The sequence below is a fragment of the Streptomyces sp. NPDC005898 genome, assembly GCF_040629635.1.
Classification (GTDB): Bacteria; Actinomycetota; Actinomycetes; order Streptomycetales; family Streptomycetaceae; genus Streptomyces.
The window spans coordinates 18,581-36,904 of the sequence record NZ_JBEXWC010000033.1 but is presented as its reverse complement, the minus strand read 5'-3'; the positions used below and the strand labels follow the sequence as shown (position 1 = coordinate 36,904).

Below are 18,324 nucleotides of genomic sequence, written 5' to 3'. Positions count from 1 at the left end.
GGCGCCGGGGCGGGTCGCCGGTGGGCCGGGAAGGGCTGTGAGGGCGCGTTGACGGGGTCCGGTGGGCGGAGGAAGCTCGGCCCATGACCACCACGCAGCACCATCCGTACGCACGCTACGTCGCGCTGGGGGACAGCCAGACCGAAGGCCTCGGGGACGGCGACGAGACGTACGGCTACCGGGGCTGGGCCGACCGGCTCGCCGAGATACTCGCCGCCGCCAACCCCGATCTCACCTACGCCAATCTCGCCGTGCGCGGCCGGCTGACGGCGGGGATCAAGGCGGAGCAGCTGGGCCCCGCCCTCGCGCTGAAGCCCGATCTGGTGACCGTCATGGCGGGCATGAACGACCTGGTGCGGCCGGGCTTCGACGCGGCGCGCGTCGCCGCCGACATCGAGGAGATGTTCACCGAACTGACCGCGGCGGGCGCGCACGTCGCCACCGTGACCTTCCCCGACCTCGGGCGCATCTCCCCACTCGCGCGGCGCGCGCTGCCCCGCGTCCTGGACCTGAACGCCCGGATCCGGGCGGCCGCAGACCGGCACGGCGTGACCGTGCTCGACACGTTCCCGCACCGGATCACCACCGACCCGCGCCTGTGGAGCGGCGACCGCATGCACGCGAGCCCGCTGGGCCACGCGAGGATCGCCGCCGGGATGGCGGACGCCCTCGGCCTGCCGGGGCACCGGAGCTGGCTGACCGCGCTGCCGCCGCTCGCCCGGGCGTCGGTGTTCGCGCAGGTGACGGCGGAGGCACGCTGGTTCGCGGGGTTCATGGGGCCGTGGCTGTGGCGGCGGATGCGGGGGCGCTCGTCGGGGGACGGCCGGCAGGCCAAGCGCCCCGTCCTCGGCGCGGTGCACACCGGAGCGTGAACGGGCTTGACCTGAACCGCGCTTGAGGTCGGAGCGTGGTGCGTGCACCGGAGCCGGACCCCACCGGCACCGCGACGACACGCACCGACGGACGGATGGACAGTCATGTCTGCGACCAGGACCCTCAGCACCGCCACCCTGCCCGACCCGGACCACCCGGACGCGGGCCTCACCTTCTTCAGCACGTGGGACACCGGCTCGCCCGAACGGCGGCAGGCCACCTTGGACGCCATCGCGCGGGCCTGGGAGAGCCGTCCCTGGCCGCACGCGGGGCTGCTGTCGTACACGGTGTACGCGGGCGGTGACGGCACCACGCTCCTGCACCACTCCCAGTGGCGCGACGAGGAGGCCTACCAGGACTTCTTCGCGAGCCCGGCGAACGGCAGGGACGCCCGCAACGCCGACATCGACGCGGCCGTGCCGGGCATCGCCCGCCTCTCCCTCTCCAAGACGCGGCTCCACCGAGGCTGGTACGCCGACGCGGGCCGCGACGACCGGCCGGCCGGCGCGATCGTGGTCGTACAGGTCGACTTCGACGGGCCCGACGCCGACCGGCAGCGCGCCTGGATCGACGGCGTGCTGACGGCACTGGACAGCGACCCGGTCCAGGACAAGGGGCTGATCTCGGCGCACTTCCACACCACCACGGACGGCACCAGGGTCGTCAACTACGCGCGGTGGGAGACCGAGCAGGCCCACATCGACGCGCTCGCCGCGGCGGGCGAGGGCGTCGGCTCGCCGACACCGCAGTGGCGGCGGGTGCGCGACTTCCCCGGCGTCGCCTCCGGCGGATCGGTCGCCCGGTACCGCTTCGCGTACCGCCTCATACCGAGCTGAGCGTAGATCCCGGGCCGCCTGCCGCCGCTCGCCGCGCCCGCCTGGACAGCCGGGGCCGGCGGCGGGACGGTGGCGGGACGGTGGAAGGCTGCGGACGGTGCCGCTCGGTGGCGTCCGGAGTCGACGGGGACCCCGAGGGAGTCGGTATGAGCGGCGGCGGCAAGGAGTTCGAGATAGCCCGCGAGTTCGAGGTCGAGGGCTCGCCGGCCGAGGTCTGGGCCGCCCTCACCACCGGCACCGGCGGCTGGCTGTGGCCCATGCGCTACGAACCGCGTGAGGGCGGCGCCGCCCCCTTCGGCGGCACCGTCACCCGCTGGGACCCGCCGCACCGCCTCACTGCCCGGGTCGAGGACCCCGACGGCGTGCGCGGCCAGGGCCTCGACCGGCTGGACCACACCATCGAGCCCCGGGACGGCGGCCGCCGCTCCTGGCTGCGCTACGTCCACAGCGGTGTCTTCACCGAGCACGGGCACGACCAGTACGAGGACGCCGCGAAGCGCGTCGACTTCCATCTGCACACCCTGCGCCAGTACCTGGCCTACTTCGGGGGCCGCGCCGCCGTCTTCTGCGCCCTCAACGGCCCGCCCGGCTCGGCCGGACCGGACGCCTTCGCGCGCCTGGCCCGCGCCCTCGGCCTGCCCGACGACGCGAGCGAGGGGGCCCGCGTCCGCGTGGAGGCGCCGGGCGCGGAACTGGACGCCGTGATCGACTTCCGCAGCCGGTACTTCATCGGCCTGCGGACGGACGACACCCTGCACCGCTTCTTCGGCCGCAACCACTTCGGCGCGCCGGTGGCCGTCCGCGTGCACGACTTCGGCCCGCATGCGGACGCCAAGCGCACCGAACTGGCTTGGCAGGACTGGCTCCACCACCTCTACGGCTGAACCGGCCCCGCCGCCCGCCCGTTACGGCCTGAAGTGCTACGGCTTGAAGCGCAGCACCTGCGGGTCGTGGTCGCTGTTCTGGTCGGCGAACTCCGCGTTGATGTGCACGCTGTCGTAGGAGAAGCCGTCGCCGACGCCGGGGCTGGTCAGGATCTGGTCGAGGACCTGCGAGTTGCCCTGGTAGACGTACGAGTAACGCTCGCTCCTCGGCAGCGACTTGACGGCCGCGTACAGGGCGCCGCCGTCCTGGAGGGCCTTGGCGGTCGCCGAGAACTCGAAGTCGTTGATGTCGCCGAGCACGACGACGTCCGCGTCGCGCTGGACCTCGCGGATGTCCTTCACGAAGCCGTTCACCGCCTGCGCCTGCTTGAGGCGCTGCGTCTCCGAGGAGCGCACCGGCGGCTGGTGGTGCGAGGTGAGGCCCTCGTCGCCGCCCTTGGAGCTGAAGTGGTTGGCGATCACGAGGACCGTGCGGCCACGGAAGGTGAACTCCCCGGCCAGCGGCTTGCGGCTGTTGGTCCACGCCTCGTTCTGCGGGTCGATCCGGCCGGGGGAGTGGCTCAGCGCGGCCCGCTTGCCCGCGCGGACGACCTCGGTCGCCGTCGTCGCGTCCCCGCCCGCGCGCTCGGTGAAGGAGACCCGCTCGGGGTTGAAGAGGAACACCTGGCGGATGTTGCCGCCCGGCTCGCCGCCGTCCTTGTTGTTCACGGGGTCGATGGAGCGCCACTCGTAGCGCGGCCCGCCCGCGGCGGCGATCGCGTCCGTGAACTTGCGCAGGGTCGCGGCCGCGGTGACCGTGCCGTCGTTCTTCGCGCCGTTGTCGTCCTGGATCTCCTCCAGGGCGACGACGTCGGGCGAGGCGAGGTTCGTCACGACCGCCCCGGCGAGCGCGTCGAACTTCTCCTGCGGGTCCGTGGGGTCGAGGTTCTCGACGTTGTACGTGGCCACGGCCAGCTCACCCTTGGCCTGGCGCCGCGTCTTCTCCCGCACGAGGCCCTTGTCGCGGACGTCGCCCAGCTCGCGGGCGGCGAGGGTGTAGCCGCCGAACTGGTTGAAGTCCAGGGGGCCGGCCGCGCCGCCGGTCAGCACGTCGCCGACGTTCGCCTTCGGGAAGGGGTGCTCGGAGACCGGCGCGAGCTGCTGGATCTGGAGCCGGCCGCCGTTCTGCGCGTCGTAGGAGCCGTACACGGTGCCGCCGCGCCGGTCGCGGTGCTCGTGCGGCTTCACCGTCACCCACAGCTCGTTGTACGGGTCGCTCGCCCCGACCACCCGCGAGGTGCCGATGCTGACGTTCATGCCCTCCAGGGACTCGTACAGGTCCAGGGCGTACGTACGGGGCTTCAGCGGCAGCCCGTTGACGCTGCTGCCCTGCGCCGGGTCACCGGCGGGCGCGTAGCGGGCGGGCACCGCTCGTGCGTCGATCCGCACCGGCGCGGGCAGCGCGTTGCCGGAGGACTCCACCGCCACCGTCGGTTTGGTGATCTGCGTCAGCGACTGGTTGCCGGAGCCGGTGCCCCCGGGGACGTACTCCCCGACCGTGCCGGAGACCCGCACGGCGTCGCCCGGCTTGACGGTGAGCGGCGCCGAGCCGGTGAAGACGAAGACGCCCTCGCTGGTGGCCGGGTCCGCGTCGGCCTGCGCGGACTGGAGCCAGAAGCCCTTGGAGCCGTAGGTCCGCACGCCGGTGACGATGCCGGGGACGTCGGTGACCTGCTGCCCGGCCAGCGGGGAGACGCGGGTGGTGCCCTGGATGTCGTGGACGCCGACCCCGTCGGCCGAGGCGGCGGAGGAGGAGGCGGCGAGCAGGCCGGCCGCCAGGGCGGTGGCGACGACAGCACTGACGGCGGCCGTTCTGGAGGTGCGGGGCGTCGGTATCTGCGGCATGAGGGGCTCCGGATGAGGGTGAGGGAAAACGGTGCGGCGGTGCGGCGTCGCACGGGGCCGAGCGGGGCCCCGCGGGTGCTCTACGCGCGTCAATCTCTTGCCTGACCAGGGCAGTTGTCAAGGTTGTACGGGCATTCCCGCACCCCGCGTCTTCTGACAGGGACATGAACCGGGCGGCATGGGGCCAAATCCGTCTAGGCTTGCGCCCTGCCCGACCCTTCCCCGCGCTCCGGACGCCGTTCGAGCTGGGGAACCCCCCATCCGCCGGAGGAGAACCAGCCGATGTCCGTAAGCCCCGCCACCCTGCCGCCGGTGCTGCTGCACTCCGAAGGGGAGCTCGCGCGGGCCGCGCTCGCCACCCCGCTGCTCTCCCGCGCCGTCCGGCTCGCCCGCTGGACCGGCCCGGGGACCCGGGTCGGCGCGGGTGGCGAGCTGGTCGAGGACCAGCTCCCGGCGGCCGCCGCCGAACTGGGTCTCGCGGTGGACGACCCGGACGCGGCCGCGCTCGCGAGCGAGGCCTGGCGGATCGCCGTGGACACCGGCCTGGTCGACGTCACGGACGCCGAGGAGGAGGGCGCGCAGGGCACCGCCGCCCAGGGCGAGGAGCTGGCCCTGCTCTCCGCCGGCGGCCCGCAGGACGTCCTCGGCATCTGGCTCGGTGCCCTGGACACCGTGTACGCGGACGCCACCGTGCCCGACATGGAGAACCTCCTGGACGTCCTGGAGGAGAACGGCGAGGTGAACTTCGACGAGCTGGGCTGGGACCCGCAGGCGGAGGCCGACTTCCTCGACGGCGTGCTCGGCAACCTCTACCTGCTCACCGTGGGCGACGCCGCGGCCGGCGGGGGCCCGGTCCCGCTGCCCGCGCTCGCCGCCTCGATGATCGTCCCCGACGACATGGGCGAGCCCACGGACGACGTCCTGGAGCAGGTGTCGGACGCGATGATGAGGCTCGACGACCAGTTCCGCCTCTTCGAACCGCTCGGCCTGGTCGAGTACCAGCCGGTCGACGAGGCCCTCATGGCCGAGATCGACGACGACGGCGACGAGGAGGTGCGGGAGCCCGCCCCGGTGGACGACGAGGACGTCACCCGCTACGGCATGGTCCGGCTCACCCCCCTCGGCCTGTACGGCGTCCGCGCCCGCATGCTGGAGGCCGGCGTCGACGCGCCCGCCGTCGGCGACCTCGCGGACAAGGGCGCCGACGCGCTCCTGGCGGGCACCTCCGGCTTCCCGCAGGCCGCCGCGCAGGCGGAGATCGAGCAGTGGCTCGCCCGGCACGAGCCGCTCGGCGCGGCGCGCGAGCTGCTGGCCGCCGCCCGCGGCGGCGACGAGGGCGCGCCGCTGCGCAGGCTCCGCTGCCAGCAGGCGCTCTCCCTGGTCGGCGGCGAGGCGGAGCCCGCTCTGCGGGAGGTGCTCGACGACCCGGAGCTCGGCGGGCTCGCCCGGGTGTGGCTCGCCGAGCAGGGCGCCGCGGACGTGCCCGCGCCGTCGGAGGCGCTCATCTTCTGGCTCACCATCGACACGCTGGCCGCGCAGCTCGCCGCCGAGGGCAACTCCGACGAGCTGCAGGGCCTGGTCGAGGGACTCGCACAGCAGCACAGCGGCTTCTTCGCCCAGGCCTGGCGGGTGGAGCACCCCGCGACGGCGGACGTCCTGGACGCGATGGGCCGGCTGCACCCCGACAAGAAGGTGGCCAAGGAGGCGCGCAAGGCGGCCTTCAAGGCGAGGTCGCAGCAGGGGCTGTGACCGGGCGGACCGCAGGGTGGGCGCGCATCGCCCCGCCCACCCGGCGGTCAGGTTCACGCAAGGTGGCCCTTCGGCGTCGAGCGGCGTTCAACCGCCGTTCAAGCGCGGGCGGGACGGTTTCGCCGACGGCAGCCGGTCGTACGCATCCGCCTTCGCGCCTCAGGAGAAACCATGTCGCTCGCCCGCAGGGACCTCACCAGACGCTCCGCGCTCTCCGGGGCGGGGGTCGCCCTGGCCGGCAGCGTCGGCGCGCTCGCCACCGCACCCGGCGCGCTCGCCGCCACCGAGACCGACACCGGCCACGGCACCGACCCCGGCGAGGTGGGCGCGGACGCGGAAGCGCGGGGCCACGGACACCACGACCCCGGCTACGGCCCGCTGCTCCCCGACCCGAAGGGCCTGCTGGCCCTGCCCGCCGGGTTCTCCTACCGCGTCCTGACCCACAGCGGGAAGACGAGACTGGAGAGCGGCGAGTACACCCCCTCGCACCACGACGGCACCGCCGCCTTCGCGGGCCCGCGCGGCACCACCCTCCTCGTCAACAACCACGAGCTGGGCGGCCCGCGCGGCAAGTGGGAGCATCCCGTCCCGCTCACCGAGGGGCTGGTGTACGACCCGGCCGCGTCCGGCGGCTGCACCGTGGTCGAGGTCCACCGCGACGGCCGGGTCGCCGAATGGGTCGCCCTCGCGGGCACCGCCACCAACTGCGCCGGCGGCAGCACTCCCTGGGGCACCTGGCTGACCTGCGAGGAGACCGAGGACAAGGCCGGCCGCAACGGCATGACGAAGGACCACGGCTACGTCTTCGAGGTCGACCCCGTGGACCGGCGCGCCAACCGCGCCCCCAAGCCCGTCAAGGCGCTCGGCCGCTTCGCCCACGAGGCCGTCGTGGTCGACCCGAGGCGCGGGCACCTCTACCTCACCGAGGACGCCTCCGGGCCCAACGGCCTGCTCTACCGCTGGAGCCCGCCGCACGGCTTCGAGCACGGCCGCGGCAGGCTGCGCACCCTCGCCGACGACGCGGGTGTCCTGCAGGCCCCCAAGTGCTTCGACTCCGGCGGCCGCTTCATCGACGACCTGTCCCGCGCCACGCGGATCGGCACGGTGTACGGCGTGGACTGGGTGGAGGTCCCCGACCGCGACGCGCGGACCGTGCCGGTGCGCCAGCAGTTCGACGACGGCGACATCACGCGCGCCCGCAAGCTGGAGGGCATGTGGTGGGGCGACGGCGGCGTCTACGTCGTGTCCTCCTTCGCCCGCGGCGAGAGCCCCGAACAGCACGACGGGCAGGTGTGGTTCTACCACCCGGGCCGCCGCACCCTGACCCTGAAGGTGCTGCTCGGCGTGAACCCCGACCCGGGCCGGGACGGCGCCTTCGACGGCCCCGACAACATCACCGTCTCGCCCTACGGCGGTCTGGTCGTCGCCGAGGACGGCGACGGCGTCCAGCACCTGTTCGGCGCCACGGAGCGCGGCCGGACGTACCCCATCGCGCGGAACGAACTGAACCTCGGCACGGAGGACGACCCGGAGTACAGCGAGTTCACCGGCGTCACCTTCTCGCCCGACGGCCGGACGCTGTTCGCCAACATCCAGAAGCCCGGCATCCTGCTGGCCATCACCGGTCCGTGGAAGCGGCAGCGGCGCTGAATCGCCTGTCCGGGCGTGAGAGGTGTCACGATTTCGTCGCTTCCGGCGGCCCGCCGACGCGGCCTGCCGGCTCCCCAGGACCCGGGCGTGGAGCGATGCCGGTGATCCGTGCCTCCGGCACCTTCTTCGCCGGCGGACTCACCGCCGAGGCCCTGGCACCCCTGGCGTCTGGCGCGACAAACCGCGCGGTTACTGGCCATACCGGCGTCGTCCGCGGCTCCGAACGCGGGTGGCGGCGGGTGCGGTCTCACCCGATACGGCGAGATCGCCCCTCCGGACAGGGGGCGAACCGATCATGGAAAACACCCCCTGCACCAGCCGCTTGTGTGTCTGTTCCATACCGATGTGAAAGCGGTGTGAACTCGGAGCATGGTGCGGGGGGTGTCCGGGGGCGCATACTTCGAATATGACGAGGCCCGCCGGCTCGCGCCGCCACCTGCCGAACAGTCCCTTCAACGTGCCCGCTCCGCCCGCACCACCCGTAGAGCAGTTCGCCGTGGGCGACCGGGTCTCCCACGACCAGTACGGACTCGGGAGGATCGTCGGCGTCGAGGGAGAGGACGCGGTCGTCATCGACTTCCAGGGACGCCAGGGACGCTTCCTGAGCCCCTACTCGAAGCTGTCCAAGCTCTGACGCCCGACCGCTGACCTGACACACGTGAGGGGCGGTGGACCGCATGCCGCGGTCCGCCGCCCCTCACGCATGTCCGGCTACAGCGCCTGGGCCGCCGGCTTCACCATGCCGCGGACCGTGCGCGACTTGACGAACTGGCCCATGCCGGTCATTTCCCACTCGCCGGTGAACTGCTTGATCAGCTTGGCCATCATGACGCCTGTCTGCGCCTCCGCGTTCGTCAGGTCGAAGCGGACCAGCTCCTCGCCGGACGCCGCGTCGATCAGGCGGCAGTACGCCTTCGCGACCTCGGTGAACTTCTGGCCGGAGAAGGAGTTCACCGTGAAGACCAGGCCCGTGACGTCCTGGGGGAGGCGGCCGAGGTCCACGACGATCACCTCGTCGTCACCGCCGCCCTCGCCCGTGAGGTTGTCGCCGGAGTGCTTGATCGCGCCGTTCACGATCGACAGCTTGCCGAAGTAGCAGCTGTCCACGTGGTTGCGGTTCGGGCCGTAGGCGATGACGGAGGCGTCCAGGTCGATGTCCTTGCCGCGGAAGGCGGGCTCCCAGCCGAGGCCCATCTTGACCTGGGAGAGCAACGGCTTGCCGCCCTTGACCAGGGACACCGTCTGGTTCTTCTGCAGGCTGACCCGGCCCTTGTCCAGGTTGATCTTCCCGGCGCGGGGGGCGGGCGCGGCGGGGGCCGGGGGAGCGGCGGGCGCGCTCGGCGCGGCCTGACGCGGGTCGGCGACCGGCGGGGGCGGGCCCTGGACCGGCTGCCCCACGGGGGGCGCCATCGGGGCGGCGGGCGCGGGCTCCTCGACCGAGACGCCGAAGTCCGTCGCGATGCCCGCGAGGCCGTTGGCGTACCCCTGGCCGACCGCGCGGGCCTTCCACGCGCCGTTGCGCAGGTAGATCTCGACGATCACCAGGGCCGTCTCGGAGCCGAGCCGCGGCGGGGTGAAGGTGGCGAGGACGGAGCCGCTGTCCGCGTCGCGGATGGTGGCGGTGGGCTCGATGCCCTGGAAGGTCTGGCCCGCCGCGTCCGGGCTCGCGGTCACGACGATCTTCTCGATGCCGGCCGGCACGGCGGCCGTGTCCACGATGACCTTGTCGGGGGTCGTACCGCCACCCGACTGATAGGTCACCCCGGGGCCCGAGGGCTGGTTGAAGAAGATGAAGTCGTCGTCGGAGCGCACCTTGCCGTCGGCGGTGAGCAGCAGGCCCGATACGTCGAGCCGCACCGGGGCGGCGACGTCCACCGCCACGCGGGCGGCGGTCAGCGGGATGTTCGAGCCGGGGGTCATAGCTGTCATGCCAGAGGTAACGAACGACCCCGCTTTACCGTTCCCTTACTCGCAGCAGCTTTTTTCGCGGGGGTATCGGATTACGGGGTCAGTGCGGCCACACCGGCGGGTCGGTGCAGAAGTGGCCGCCGAGGTGGGCGTGGGCGGGGTTGGCGGGGTCCAGTTCGCCCTGCTCGGCGACGAGCTTCGCGGCGTACGGCTCGGAGTCGTCCCGCGGGTCGTAGCCGAGCGCCCGCGCGGAGGAGAGGTCCCACCACAGGCGGGTGTTGGCGGACGAGCCGTGGACGACGGTGTGCCCGACGTCCTCGGCGGTGAGCGCCGCGTGGAAGAGCCGGGCGCCGTCGGCGGGGCTCATCCAGACGGACAGCATCCGTACGTTCGTCGGCTCGGGGAAGCAGGAGCCGATGCGCACGGAGACCGTCTCGATGCCGTGCTTGTCCCAGTAGAACTGGGCGAGGTCCTCGCCGAAGCACTTCGACAGGCCGTAGAACGTGTCGGGGCGGTGCGGGGTGTCGACCGGGATCAGCGGGTCGTCCCCTCGGGGGCGCGGCGTGAAGCCCACCGCGTGGTTGGAGGAGGCGAGAACCACCCGCCGCACACCTTCCGCGCGGGCCGCCTCGTACAGGTTGTACGTCCCTTCGATGTTGGCCTTGAGGATCTTGTCGAAGGTGGACTCCAGGGAGATGCCCGCGAGATGGAGGACCGCGTCGACCCCCCGTACGGCCGCACGCAGCGCCTCCTTGTCGGCGAGGTCGGCGACGATCGCGTCCGGCTCGTCCTCGATGGCACGCACGTCGAGCAGGCGCAGGTCGTGCCCATGGGCCGGCAGGAGGTCGCGCATCAGCGTGCCGAGGCCGCCGGCGGCGCCGGTGAGCAGGACGGTGCGGGCAGCGGGCATGCGGGTCTCCTCGGGCGGCCGTATGCGGGCGCGTAGCCGTACGGACGGACGTGACGGTTCTTATCGACGTACAGGATTCACATCCGTAGACAAGCTAGGGATCGCGGTCGCGCCGCGTCAAGTGTCTTCGGGCGGCTTCCCGGAGTCTCCCGCAGTCTCCCGGAGGCGCTGAATCCGCTCTTCCGCGGGGGGTTCGTCCGCTTGACCTCGGCCGACGGGGCGCCTTAGCGTGACCGTGTTCAGGGATATGGACGCCAATCATGAACGTGCACGCCTAGGGAGAGTCCGTGACGCCAGCCCCTCTCGCTTCCCGACTTCGCGTCCCCAGCGGGCCGCTGTTCTTCCCGGTCACCGCGTACGGCCCGGACGGCTCCGTGGACCTGGACGCCTTCCGCGCCCATGTGCGCGCCGGTGTCGACGCGGGCGCCGCGGCCGTCTTCGCCTGCTGCGGCACGGGCGAGTTCCACGCCCTGACGCCCGAGGAGTTCCAGAGCTGCGTCGCCGCGGCCGTCCAGGAGACGGCGGGGCGCGTGCCGGTCGTCGCGGGCACCGGGTACGGCACCGCGCTCGCCGTGCGGTACGCGCGTCTGGCCGAGGAGGCGGGCGCCGACGGGCTGCTCGCCCTGCCGCCCTACCTCGTCGTCGCCGGGCAGGAAGGCCTTGTACGGCACTACAGCGAGCTGGCGGGGGCCACCTCCCTGGACGTCATCGTCTACCAGCGCGACAACGCCGTCTTCACCCCCAGGACCGTCGTCGAACTCGCCCGCGCCGACGGGATCATCGGCTTCAAGGACGGCCTCGGCGACATGGACCTGATGCAGCGCGTCGTGAGCGCCGTGCGCGGCGAGGTGCCGGGGGACTTCCTCTACTTCAACGGACTGCCGACCGCCGAGCTGACCGGCCTCGCCTACCGGGGCATCGGCGTGCGGCTGTACTCCTCGGCCGTCTTCTGCTTCGCGCCCGACATCGCGCTCGCCTTCCACCGCGCGTTCAACGCGGGCACCCCGGAGGGCGACGCCACCGTCAACCGCCTCCTCGACGGCTTCTACCGGCCCTTCGTGGAGCTGCGCGCGCTCGGCCGCGGCTATGCCGTCTCCCTCGTCAAGGCGGGCGTACGGCTCGGCGGCCTCGACGTGGGCCCCGTGCGGCCGCCGCTGCACGAACCGGCCGGCGAACACGTCAAGCGGCTGGCCGAACTCATCGAACGCGGCCGGGAGTCGCTCGGGCACGCCCACCCCGGGGCCGACGCGTGAGGGCCGCCGCGTTCCTCTATCCGTGGGACGTCATCGGCGACCCCGACGCGCCCGCCCGCCTCCTCGGTCTCGGCATCCGCCAGGTCACCCTCGCCGCCGCCTACCACTCCACGCGCGCCCTGACCCCGCGCCACCCCCGCCACCGCATCGTCACGGCCGCGCACGCCGCCGTGCTCTACCCGCCGGGCGACCGGTGGCAGGGCCGTGCGCTGCGGCCGTACCCCGCCGGGGAGTGGGCGCCCGGCGACGCCTACGGAGCGGCCGCCGACGCGCTCGCGGCCGCCGGTATCGACGTACGCAGTTGGGTCGTCCTCGCCCACAACTCCCGGATGGGCGAGGAGCACCCGGCCACCTCCGTCGTCAACGCCTACGGGGACCGCTACCCGTGGGCGCCGTGCATCGCGCGGCCCGCCACGCGCGCGTACCTCGTCGATCTCGCCGCCGAGGCCGCCGTGCGTCCCGGAGCGCGCGGCACCGAACTGGAGTCGTGCGGCTGGTACGGCCTCGCGCATCTGCACGCCCACGACAAGACCGCGGGCGTCGGCCTCGGCGAGGCGGGGCAGTACCTGATGTCCCTGTGCTTCTGCTCCTCCTGCCGCGCGGGGTACGCGGGAGCCGGCCTCGACCCGGACGCGCTGGCGGCCGCCGTCCGGCGCGGCCTGGAGCCCGTATGGCGCGGCGAGGCGGACGACACGGGTTGGGCGTCCGTCGAGACGCTCATCGGCACCGACCTGGCGGCGGCCACGCGCGCGTGGCGCGAGAAAACCGCCCGCACGCTCCAGGAGGCCGCCGTCGCCGCCGTACGCGCGGCCGCCCCGCCGGACTTCCAGGTGCTGCTGCACGCCGACCCGGTGCCCTACCACTGCGGCGCGAACGCGGGCGTGGACCCGGCGCACATCCTCTCCGTGGCCGACGGTGTCGTCGTGCCGTGCACGGGCGGCGCCGAGGCCCTGACGCCGTTCACCGCCCACGCCGGGCCCGCCACCGTCCTGGCCGCCAACCTCACCGTGGTGGGCGCCATGGGCGGCCGCCCCGGCACGCTCGCCGCCGACGCGGCCCGCGCGGCGGGGCTCGGCGCGACGGAACTGCGGCTTTATCACGCGGGGTTGGCGTCGGACGACGACCTCGCGCAGGTCGGCAGGGCCCTGTCGACCCCGGAGTGAACGCCCCCACGATCCGGGCACCACAGTCGGGCGCCGGGAGCTTCTCAAGCTGCCCGAGGCCTGCCCGACCGCACAGGCGCCGACCGTCGCGACGATCAAGCGCCGGGCGCACGTGCAGCAGCCGGGCGCCGCAGAAGCAGGGGCGCGGCGATCAGCAGCCGCGCCCCCGCGAGCACCGGCAGCAGGACGCGCAGGTCCACGCACTCCACGAGGGTCGCGCCCGCCGCGATGCCGAGCGCGGTCGGCGTGAACATCACCGTGTTGGCGGTCGCCGCCACCCGGCCGAGCAGCGCGCCGGGCGTCTCGCGCTGCACCGCCGTCAGGCCCGCGATCAGCACACAGGGCAGTCCGACGCCGTTCGCGAAGCTCCCCGCGAGGGCCGCCGCGTCGCTCGGCAGCGCGCTCAGGGCCGCCGCCGCGCCGGTCAGCGCGATGCCCGTCCCGCCGAACCGCCGCGCCCCGAACCGCCGCAGCAGCGCCCCCGACGCCACGCCCACCGCGACGGACCCCGCCCCCTGCACGGCGTACAGCACCCCCGAGTACGCGGGCGCGTGGCCGAGCCGCTCCACGATCGCGTAGATGGCCGCGCCGCCGACCCCTGACGAGAGCATCGTCAGACCGCCCGCCACCACCAGCGGCCGCAGCCGCGCGTGGCCCCACAGGTACCGTGCCCCCTCGGCGGTACGGGCCCACAGGGAGGCACGCTCACGCACCGGGGCGGCCTCACGCACCCGCAGCAGCGCGTACATGCCGGCGGCGAGCACGAAGGTGACGGCGTCCAGGAGCGCCACCCCGGCGCCCCCGCAGGCGGCGAACAGGCCGGCGCCCGCGAGGGGCGCCACCAGTTTCATGCCCTCGTTCGCGGACATCCGCAGGCCGTTGAGGTCGCCCAGCACTTCCTTGCCGACGGCTATCGGGACCAGAGCGGCCTCCGCCGCGTCCGTGACGACGCCGCACGCCCCGTACAGCAGGAGGACGGCGAAGAGGACCCACAGCCCTCCCGTGCCGTCCACGGCGAACAGGGACAGGAGCAGCACCCCGAGCGCGAGGTTCACGGCCACCAGGAGCGGTCTGCGGCGCACGCGGTCGGCGAGGGTGCCGAGCGGCGGGCCGATGAGGGTGGGCGCCCACAGGGCGAACTGGCAGAGCGCGGCGAGCCCGTCGGAGCCGGTCAGCTCCTTCACCCAGATGCCGCAGGCCAGCCAGAGCGCGGAGGTCCCGAAGCCCGAGACCACCACCGCGCCCAGGTAAAGGTGGGCGTCGCGGTCCCGCAGGACGCGCCCGATCGTCGATGTCATGCCAGGTGATGCTGGCTTCTAAGGCCCCCGGCACGGAATCGGGCTGTTTCCCCAACCGCCGGCCGGTGAGTCCGGGCCCCGGGCCGGCCACCAGAGGAGACACACCGAGGCCGCCGCCTTAGCGGAGGCGGTTCTGGTGACGGCACCGCGATATAGGTTGCAATCCTGACTAGGTCGCCATACGGTCTAGGTAGTTCAGACGCTCAGGGGTCGCACGGCAGGCGCAGACATGCGCCGCGCGGCCCCCTCGGGAAGGGGGATCCCATGACCATCTCGCCGGACTTCTCGGTCGCCTCGACGGCCGTCACGGCCGCGCTCGCCGCCTATCTGCTGCTCGGTGAGCCCTGGGCCGGCCGCCGGATGTACGCCTCGCTGGCCCGCCGCAGGGACACCGAACCCCGCGCGCTCGTCCGCTACTTCGGCCACACGCTCGCCCTGTGGGGCGTCCTCGCCGCCGGCGCCGTGGCGGCGCTGCTGCTCTCGCCCGGCGTCGACGCCGCCGACCTCGGTCTCGTCCTGCCGGAACGGCCCGGATACACCGTGGCCCTGATGCTCGTCTTCGTCGCGGTCGCCGTGGCGTCGGGGCGCAACTTCCGCGGCATGGCCGAGCGGGGCAGGCACGTGCCCGGACTCGCCTCCATCGAGGCGATGCTGCCGCGCACGGCCGAGGAGCGGCGGCTGGCGATCGCCGTCGCCGTGACCGACGGCATCGGCGCCAACCTCCTGTACCGCGGCCTCCTCATCGCCTTCGGCGTCGGCGCGCTCGGCCTCGACCTCACGGTGGCCGCGGCCCTCTCGGTCCTCGTCTACGCGCTCGCCGGCGCCTACCAGGGCCGCCAGGGCATCCTGGTCTTCGCCGTGTTCGGCGCCGTCATGACCGGCCTCTACTTCGCGACGGGCAGCCTGCTGCTCCCCGTGGTGGCGCACGCCGCGCTGAGCGTCCGCGACCTGACGCTGCCCGCGCCGGACGGGCCGCGCGCCCCGTCCGCCGCCTGACGAGGGGAACCCGTGCCGAAGAAGGGCCTGACACCATGACCGACCGCCGCGCCAGCTGGTTCAAGGGCGTACTCGACCTCCTCGTGCTCGCCAGCCTCACCGACGACGAGAGCTACGGCTACGAGATCGCCAAGCTGCTCTCGGCCGCGGGCTTCGGGCAGATCAAGGGCGGCACGCTCTACCCCGTCCTCAACCGGCTGGAGGAGGCGGGCCTGGTCGCCGCCGAGTTCCGCGCCACCGAGAAGGGGCCCGGCCGGCGCTACTACCGGCTCACCGACGCGGGCCGGGAGACCCTCGGCGAGCAGGGCGGGTTGTGGCTGGCCTTCGACACGTCCGTGCGCGAGGTCCTGGGCAGGGCGGGAGTGACGCCACGATGAACGGAGCGGACGCGGTGAACACCCGGTACGAGCAGGACGGTTACCTCATCGACCTCGCCGAGCGGCTGCGGGCGCGCGGGCTGCCCGCCGACCGGATCGAGGCGACCGTCGAGGAGCTGGCCGCGCACCTGGAGGAGTCGGGAGCCGACCCGCTGGAGGAGTTCGGGCCGGCCGACGAGTTCGCCGGGCAGTTGGTGCCCGCCACGGGGGAGCGGGCACCGACCACCCCGGCCGCCCACGGCGAGACGTGGCGCTGGACCGCCGACACCTACGTCGACGAGGAGCTGCTGAACCGTTTCGGCGACGAGGGCTGGGAGGTGGAGCGGGTCGACGCGCTCGGCCGCTTCGTCTGCCGCCGGGACGCGGAGCGGCCGCAGCGCTGGGAGTACCGGCGCGAGCTGGTCCCGCGCGGCCGCGAGGGCCTGGACGGGCGGCTCGCCCCCGACGGCTGGGAGGCCTGCGGCACCTGGCTGGTGCACGCCTGGTTCAAGCGGCCGAAGGCGGCGAGCCTCGGCCCCGGCGCGGAGATCGCGTCGCCGCCGCCCGTGCCGGAGCGCAGCAACTTCCTGAGCCGGAAGTTCTACGCCCTGGTGGCCGTCGTCATCGCCGCCGTGGCCGTCTCGGGCGTCTCGACCGCCCTCGACGACGGCGCGAGCACCGGGCTCGGCTACGCGACGGGCCTGCTGGCCGGCGCCTGCGCACCGTTCCTGCTGATCGTGCTCGGCCGGACCTGGCGCGAGGGCCGCGAGCGGAAACGGGCCCGGGGCCGGGAGTGAGACCGGGTCGGGCCGACGCGGGTGAGGGCTGAGGCGGACGGGCGTTGTGACCGGGCCGAGTGAGGCAGGCCCAGCCGGGCCGAAGCGGGGCAGGGGCTGGGGCCGGGGGCGGGAGCCTCGGGGCGGCGGGGTGCCGCAGCGGCGGGGCGGGCCACCGTGGCGGCAGGCCGCCGTCGTGGCGGAGTGTCGGGCCACCGCGGCGGCGGGGCGTCGAGGGGAGGGCCACCGTCGCGGCGAGGTGCCGCGGTGGCGGCGTGGGATGGTGGCGGGCCCGCTCAGCGGGTCAGCGCCGCCTTCATCATCGCCTTGGCGATCGGCGCCGCCAGGCCGTTGCCGCTGACCTCGTCGCGGGCCGCGCTCGACGACTCGATCATCACCGCGACCGCCACCTCCCGGCCGTCATCGCCCTCGGCGTACGACGTGAACCACGCGTACGGCGTCTTGCTGTTGTTCTCGCCGTGCTGTGCCGTACCCGTCTTGCCGCCCACCGTCGCGCCGTCGATCCGCGCGTTCGAACCGGTGCCCTTCTCCACGACCGTCCGCATCGCCGACCGCAGGCCCTCGGCGACGGACTCGCTCATCACGCGCCGGGAGCCCCCGTCGCCGTACTTCTCCAGGGTGTTGCCGTCGGCGTCGGTGATCTGCGAGACCATGTGCGGCCGGACCAGCTCGCCGCCGTTCGCGATCGCCGCCGACACCATCGACATCTGGAGCGGCGTCGCCGTCACGTCGAACTGGCCGATGCCCGACAGACCCGTCTGCGCCTTGTCCATGCCGGCGGGGTACACGCTCTTCGCCGCGCGCACCGGCACGTCGAGCTTGTCCGTGTTGAAGCCCATCTTCTCCGCCATCGCCGCGACCTTGTCCTGCCCCAGGTCGACGGCCATCTTCGCGAAGACGTTGTTGCAGGAGTACCGCAGGCCGGTGCGGATCGTCGCGTTCTCGCAGGGCGCCGACGCGTTCTCGTTGCGCAGGACCGTCGCCGTGCCCGGCAGCGTGTACGGGTTCGGGCTGTCGGTGCGCGCGTCCACCGAGGAGTACAGGCCGTCCTCGAGGGCCGCCGCCGCGACGACCAGCTTGAACGTCGAACCGGGCGGCAGCGGCTGGCGCATCGCGCGGTTCACCATCGGCTTCTCCTTGTCGGAGGTCAGCTCCCGCCACTGCGCGGAGTCGGTGGAGCCGCTGATCCTCGACGGGTCGTACGACGGCGTCGAGACCATGCCGAGGATCTCGCCGCTCTTCGGGTCGAGGGCGACCGCCGCGCCCTTGGTGTCGCCGAGCGCCTTGTACCCGGCCTTCTGCACCGCCGGGTCGATGGTCGTGACCACGTCACCGCCCTCGGCGCGCTTGCCGGTGAGCGTGTCGAGCGGGTTCCTCAGCCGGCTGTCGGTGCCGTCGAGGAGGTCCTGGTAGATGCCTTCGAGCTGCGTGGCGCCGTACACCTGCGAGCTGTAGCCCGTGACGGGCGCGTAGAGGGCACCGTTCTTGTACGTGCGCTTGTACGCGAGGTCTCCTCCCTTCGTCCGCGCGGAGCCGGTGACGGCCTCACCGCCCACGATGATGTCGCCCAGCGGGTTCGCGTACTGCTCGATCGCCTTGCGCCGGTTGTGCTTGTCGTCCGCGAGCGCCTTCGAGTCGTGGAACTGCACCCACGTCGCCCGCACCAGCAGGGCGAGCACGAGCAGCAGTGCGAAGACCGAGGCGCGCCTGATCGTCTTGTTCATCCCACGGAAGGACGAGCGGACTGGAGGGTTTCGTTCCCTTCTG

16 protein-coding genes are annotated in these 18,324 nt (G+C 73.5%); 11 read left to right on the top strand and 5 right to left on the bottom strand.

From position 1 onward, the window contains the following. Positions 1-83: 83 nt before the first annotated feature. From ABZ385_RS30225 to ABZ385_RS30215, 3 genes are all read left to right on the top strand, one after another. Positions 84-872, top strand: a complete 789-nt coding sequence (locus tag ABZ385_RS30225) for an SGNH/GDSL hydrolase family protein (RefSeq protein WP_358913911.1) — start codon at positions 84-86, stop codon at positions 870-872. 105 nt (positions 873-977) lie between these two features. Next, positions 978-1,709, top strand: a complete 732-nt coding sequence (locus tag ABZ385_RS30220) for an antibiotic biosynthesis monooxygenase (protein ID WP_358586279.1) — start codon at positions 978-980, stop codon at positions 1,707-1,709. A gap of 146 nt (positions 1,710-1,855) precedes the next feature. Then, the gene (locus ABZ385_RS30215; RefSeq protein WP_358586277.1) at positions 1,856-2,593 is read left to right on the top strand and encodes an SRPBCC domain-containing protein; all 738 of its coding nucleotides are present in this window, start codon (positions 1,856-1,858) and stop codon (positions 2,591-2,593) included. Between the two features lie 36 nt (positions 2,594-2,629). On the opposite strand, the gene ABZ385_RS30210 is transcribed toward ABZ385_RS30215, so the two are convergent. Next, positions 2,630-4,477 carry an endonuclease/exonuclease/phosphatase family protein gene (locus ABZ385_RS30210; protein ID WP_358913910.1) on the bottom strand — a complete coding sequence of 616 codons (1,848 nt, stop codon included), beginning with the start codon at positions 4,475-4,477 and terminating at the stop codon, positions 2,630-2,632. Between the two features lie 282 nt (positions 4,478-4,759). Between ABZ385_RS30210 and ABZ385_RS30205 the strand changes: the two genes are divergently transcribed. From ABZ385_RS30205 to ABZ385_RS30195, 3 genes are all read left to right on the top strand, one after another. Further along, entirely contained in the window at positions 4,760-6,226 is a 1,467-nt protein-coding gene (locus ABZ385_RS30205; RefSeq protein WP_358586273.1) for a hypothetical protein, read from the top strand. A gap of 171 nt (positions 6,227-6,397) precedes the next feature. Beyond that, positions 6,398-7,876 (top strand): alkaline phosphatase PhoX, encoded by a 1,479-nt coding sequence (locus ABZ385_RS30200; protein WP_358913909.1) that lies wholly within the window; start codon positions 6,398-6,400, stop codon positions 7,874-7,876. 406 nt (positions 7,877-8,282) lie between these two features. Next, complete coding sequence (locus ABZ385_RS30195) at positions 8,283-8,510, top strand: CarD family transcriptional regulator (protein WP_358586269.1); 228 nt, start codon at positions 8,283-8,285, stop codon at positions 8,508-8,510. A gap of 77 nt (positions 8,511-8,587) precedes the next feature. Here ABZ385_RS30195 and ABZ385_RS30190 read toward each other — a convergent pair whose 3' ends face one another. Continuing rightward, a complete protein-coding gene (locus ABZ385_RS30190; RefSeq protein ID WP_358913922.1) occupies positions 8,588-9,796 on the bottom strand; it encodes a TerD family protein in 1,209 nt (402 codons plus the stop codon). A gap of 88 nt (positions 9,797-9,884) precedes the next feature. Continuing rightward, on the bottom strand, positions 9,885-10,694 hold the full coding sequence (locus ABZ385_RS30185) for an NAD(P)-dependent oxidoreductase (RefSeq protein WP_358913908.1): 810 nt from the start codon (positions 10,692-10,694) through the stop codon (positions 9,885-9,887). Between the two features lie 287 nt (positions 10,695-10,981). On the opposite strand from ABZ385_RS30185, the gene ABZ385_RS30180 reads away from it, so the two are divergent. Next, positions 10,982-11,947, top strand: coding sequence for a 5-dehydro-4-deoxyglucarate dehydratase (locus ABZ385_RS30180; protein WP_358586265.1), 966 nt, complete (start codon positions 10,982-10,984; stop codon positions 11,945-11,947). After that, a complete protein-coding gene (locus ABZ385_RS30175) occupies positions 11,944-13,110 on the top strand; it encodes a hypothetical protein (protein ID WP_358913907.1) in 1,167 nt (388 codons plus the stop codon). The genes ABZ385_RS30180 and ABZ385_RS30175 overlap by 4 nt, the downstream gene beginning before the upstream one ends. Before the next feature lie 95 nt (positions 13,111-13,205). Here ABZ385_RS30175 and ABZ385_RS30170 read toward each other — a convergent pair whose 3' ends face one another. Next, on the bottom strand, positions 13,206-14,408 hold the full coding sequence (locus ABZ385_RS30170; protein WP_358913906.1) for an MFS transporter: 1,203 nt from the start codon (positions 14,406-14,408) through the stop codon (positions 13,206-13,208). A gap of 264 nt (positions 14,409-14,672) precedes the next feature. Here ABZ385_RS30170 and ABZ385_RS30165 point away from each other — a divergent pair, with 264 nt between their 5' ends. From ABZ385_RS30165 to ABZ385_RS30155, 3 genes are read left to right on the top strand one after another with little or no spacing between them, the layout of a single operon-like run. Further along, complete coding sequence (locus ABZ385_RS30165; protein WP_358913905.1) at positions 14,673-15,404, top strand: CPBP family intramembrane glutamic endopeptidase; 732 nt, start codon at positions 14,673-14,675, stop codon at positions 15,402-15,404. A 35-nt stretch (positions 15,405-15,439) separates the two neighbouring features. Then, complete coding sequence (locus ABZ385_RS30160) at positions 15,440-15,781, top strand: PadR family transcriptional regulator (protein WP_358913904.1); 342 nt, start codon at positions 15,440-15,442, stop codon at positions 15,779-15,781. Next, positions 15,778-16,557, top strand: a complete 780-nt coding sequence (locus ABZ385_RS30155) for a hypothetical protein (RefSeq protein ID WP_358913903.1) — start codon at positions 15,778-15,780, stop codon at positions 16,555-16,557. The genes ABZ385_RS30160 and ABZ385_RS30155 overlap by 4 nt, the downstream gene beginning before the upstream one ends. Before the next feature lie 275 nt (positions 16,558-16,832). On the opposite strand, the gene ABZ385_RS30150 is transcribed toward ABZ385_RS30155, so the two are convergent. Then, complete coding sequence (locus ABZ385_RS30150) at positions 16,833-18,281, bottom strand: penicillin-binding transpeptidase domain-containing protein (RefSeq protein ID WP_358913902.1); 1,449 nt, start codon at positions 18,279-18,281, stop codon at positions 16,833-16,835. Positions 18,282-18,324: the final 43 nt, after the last annotated feature.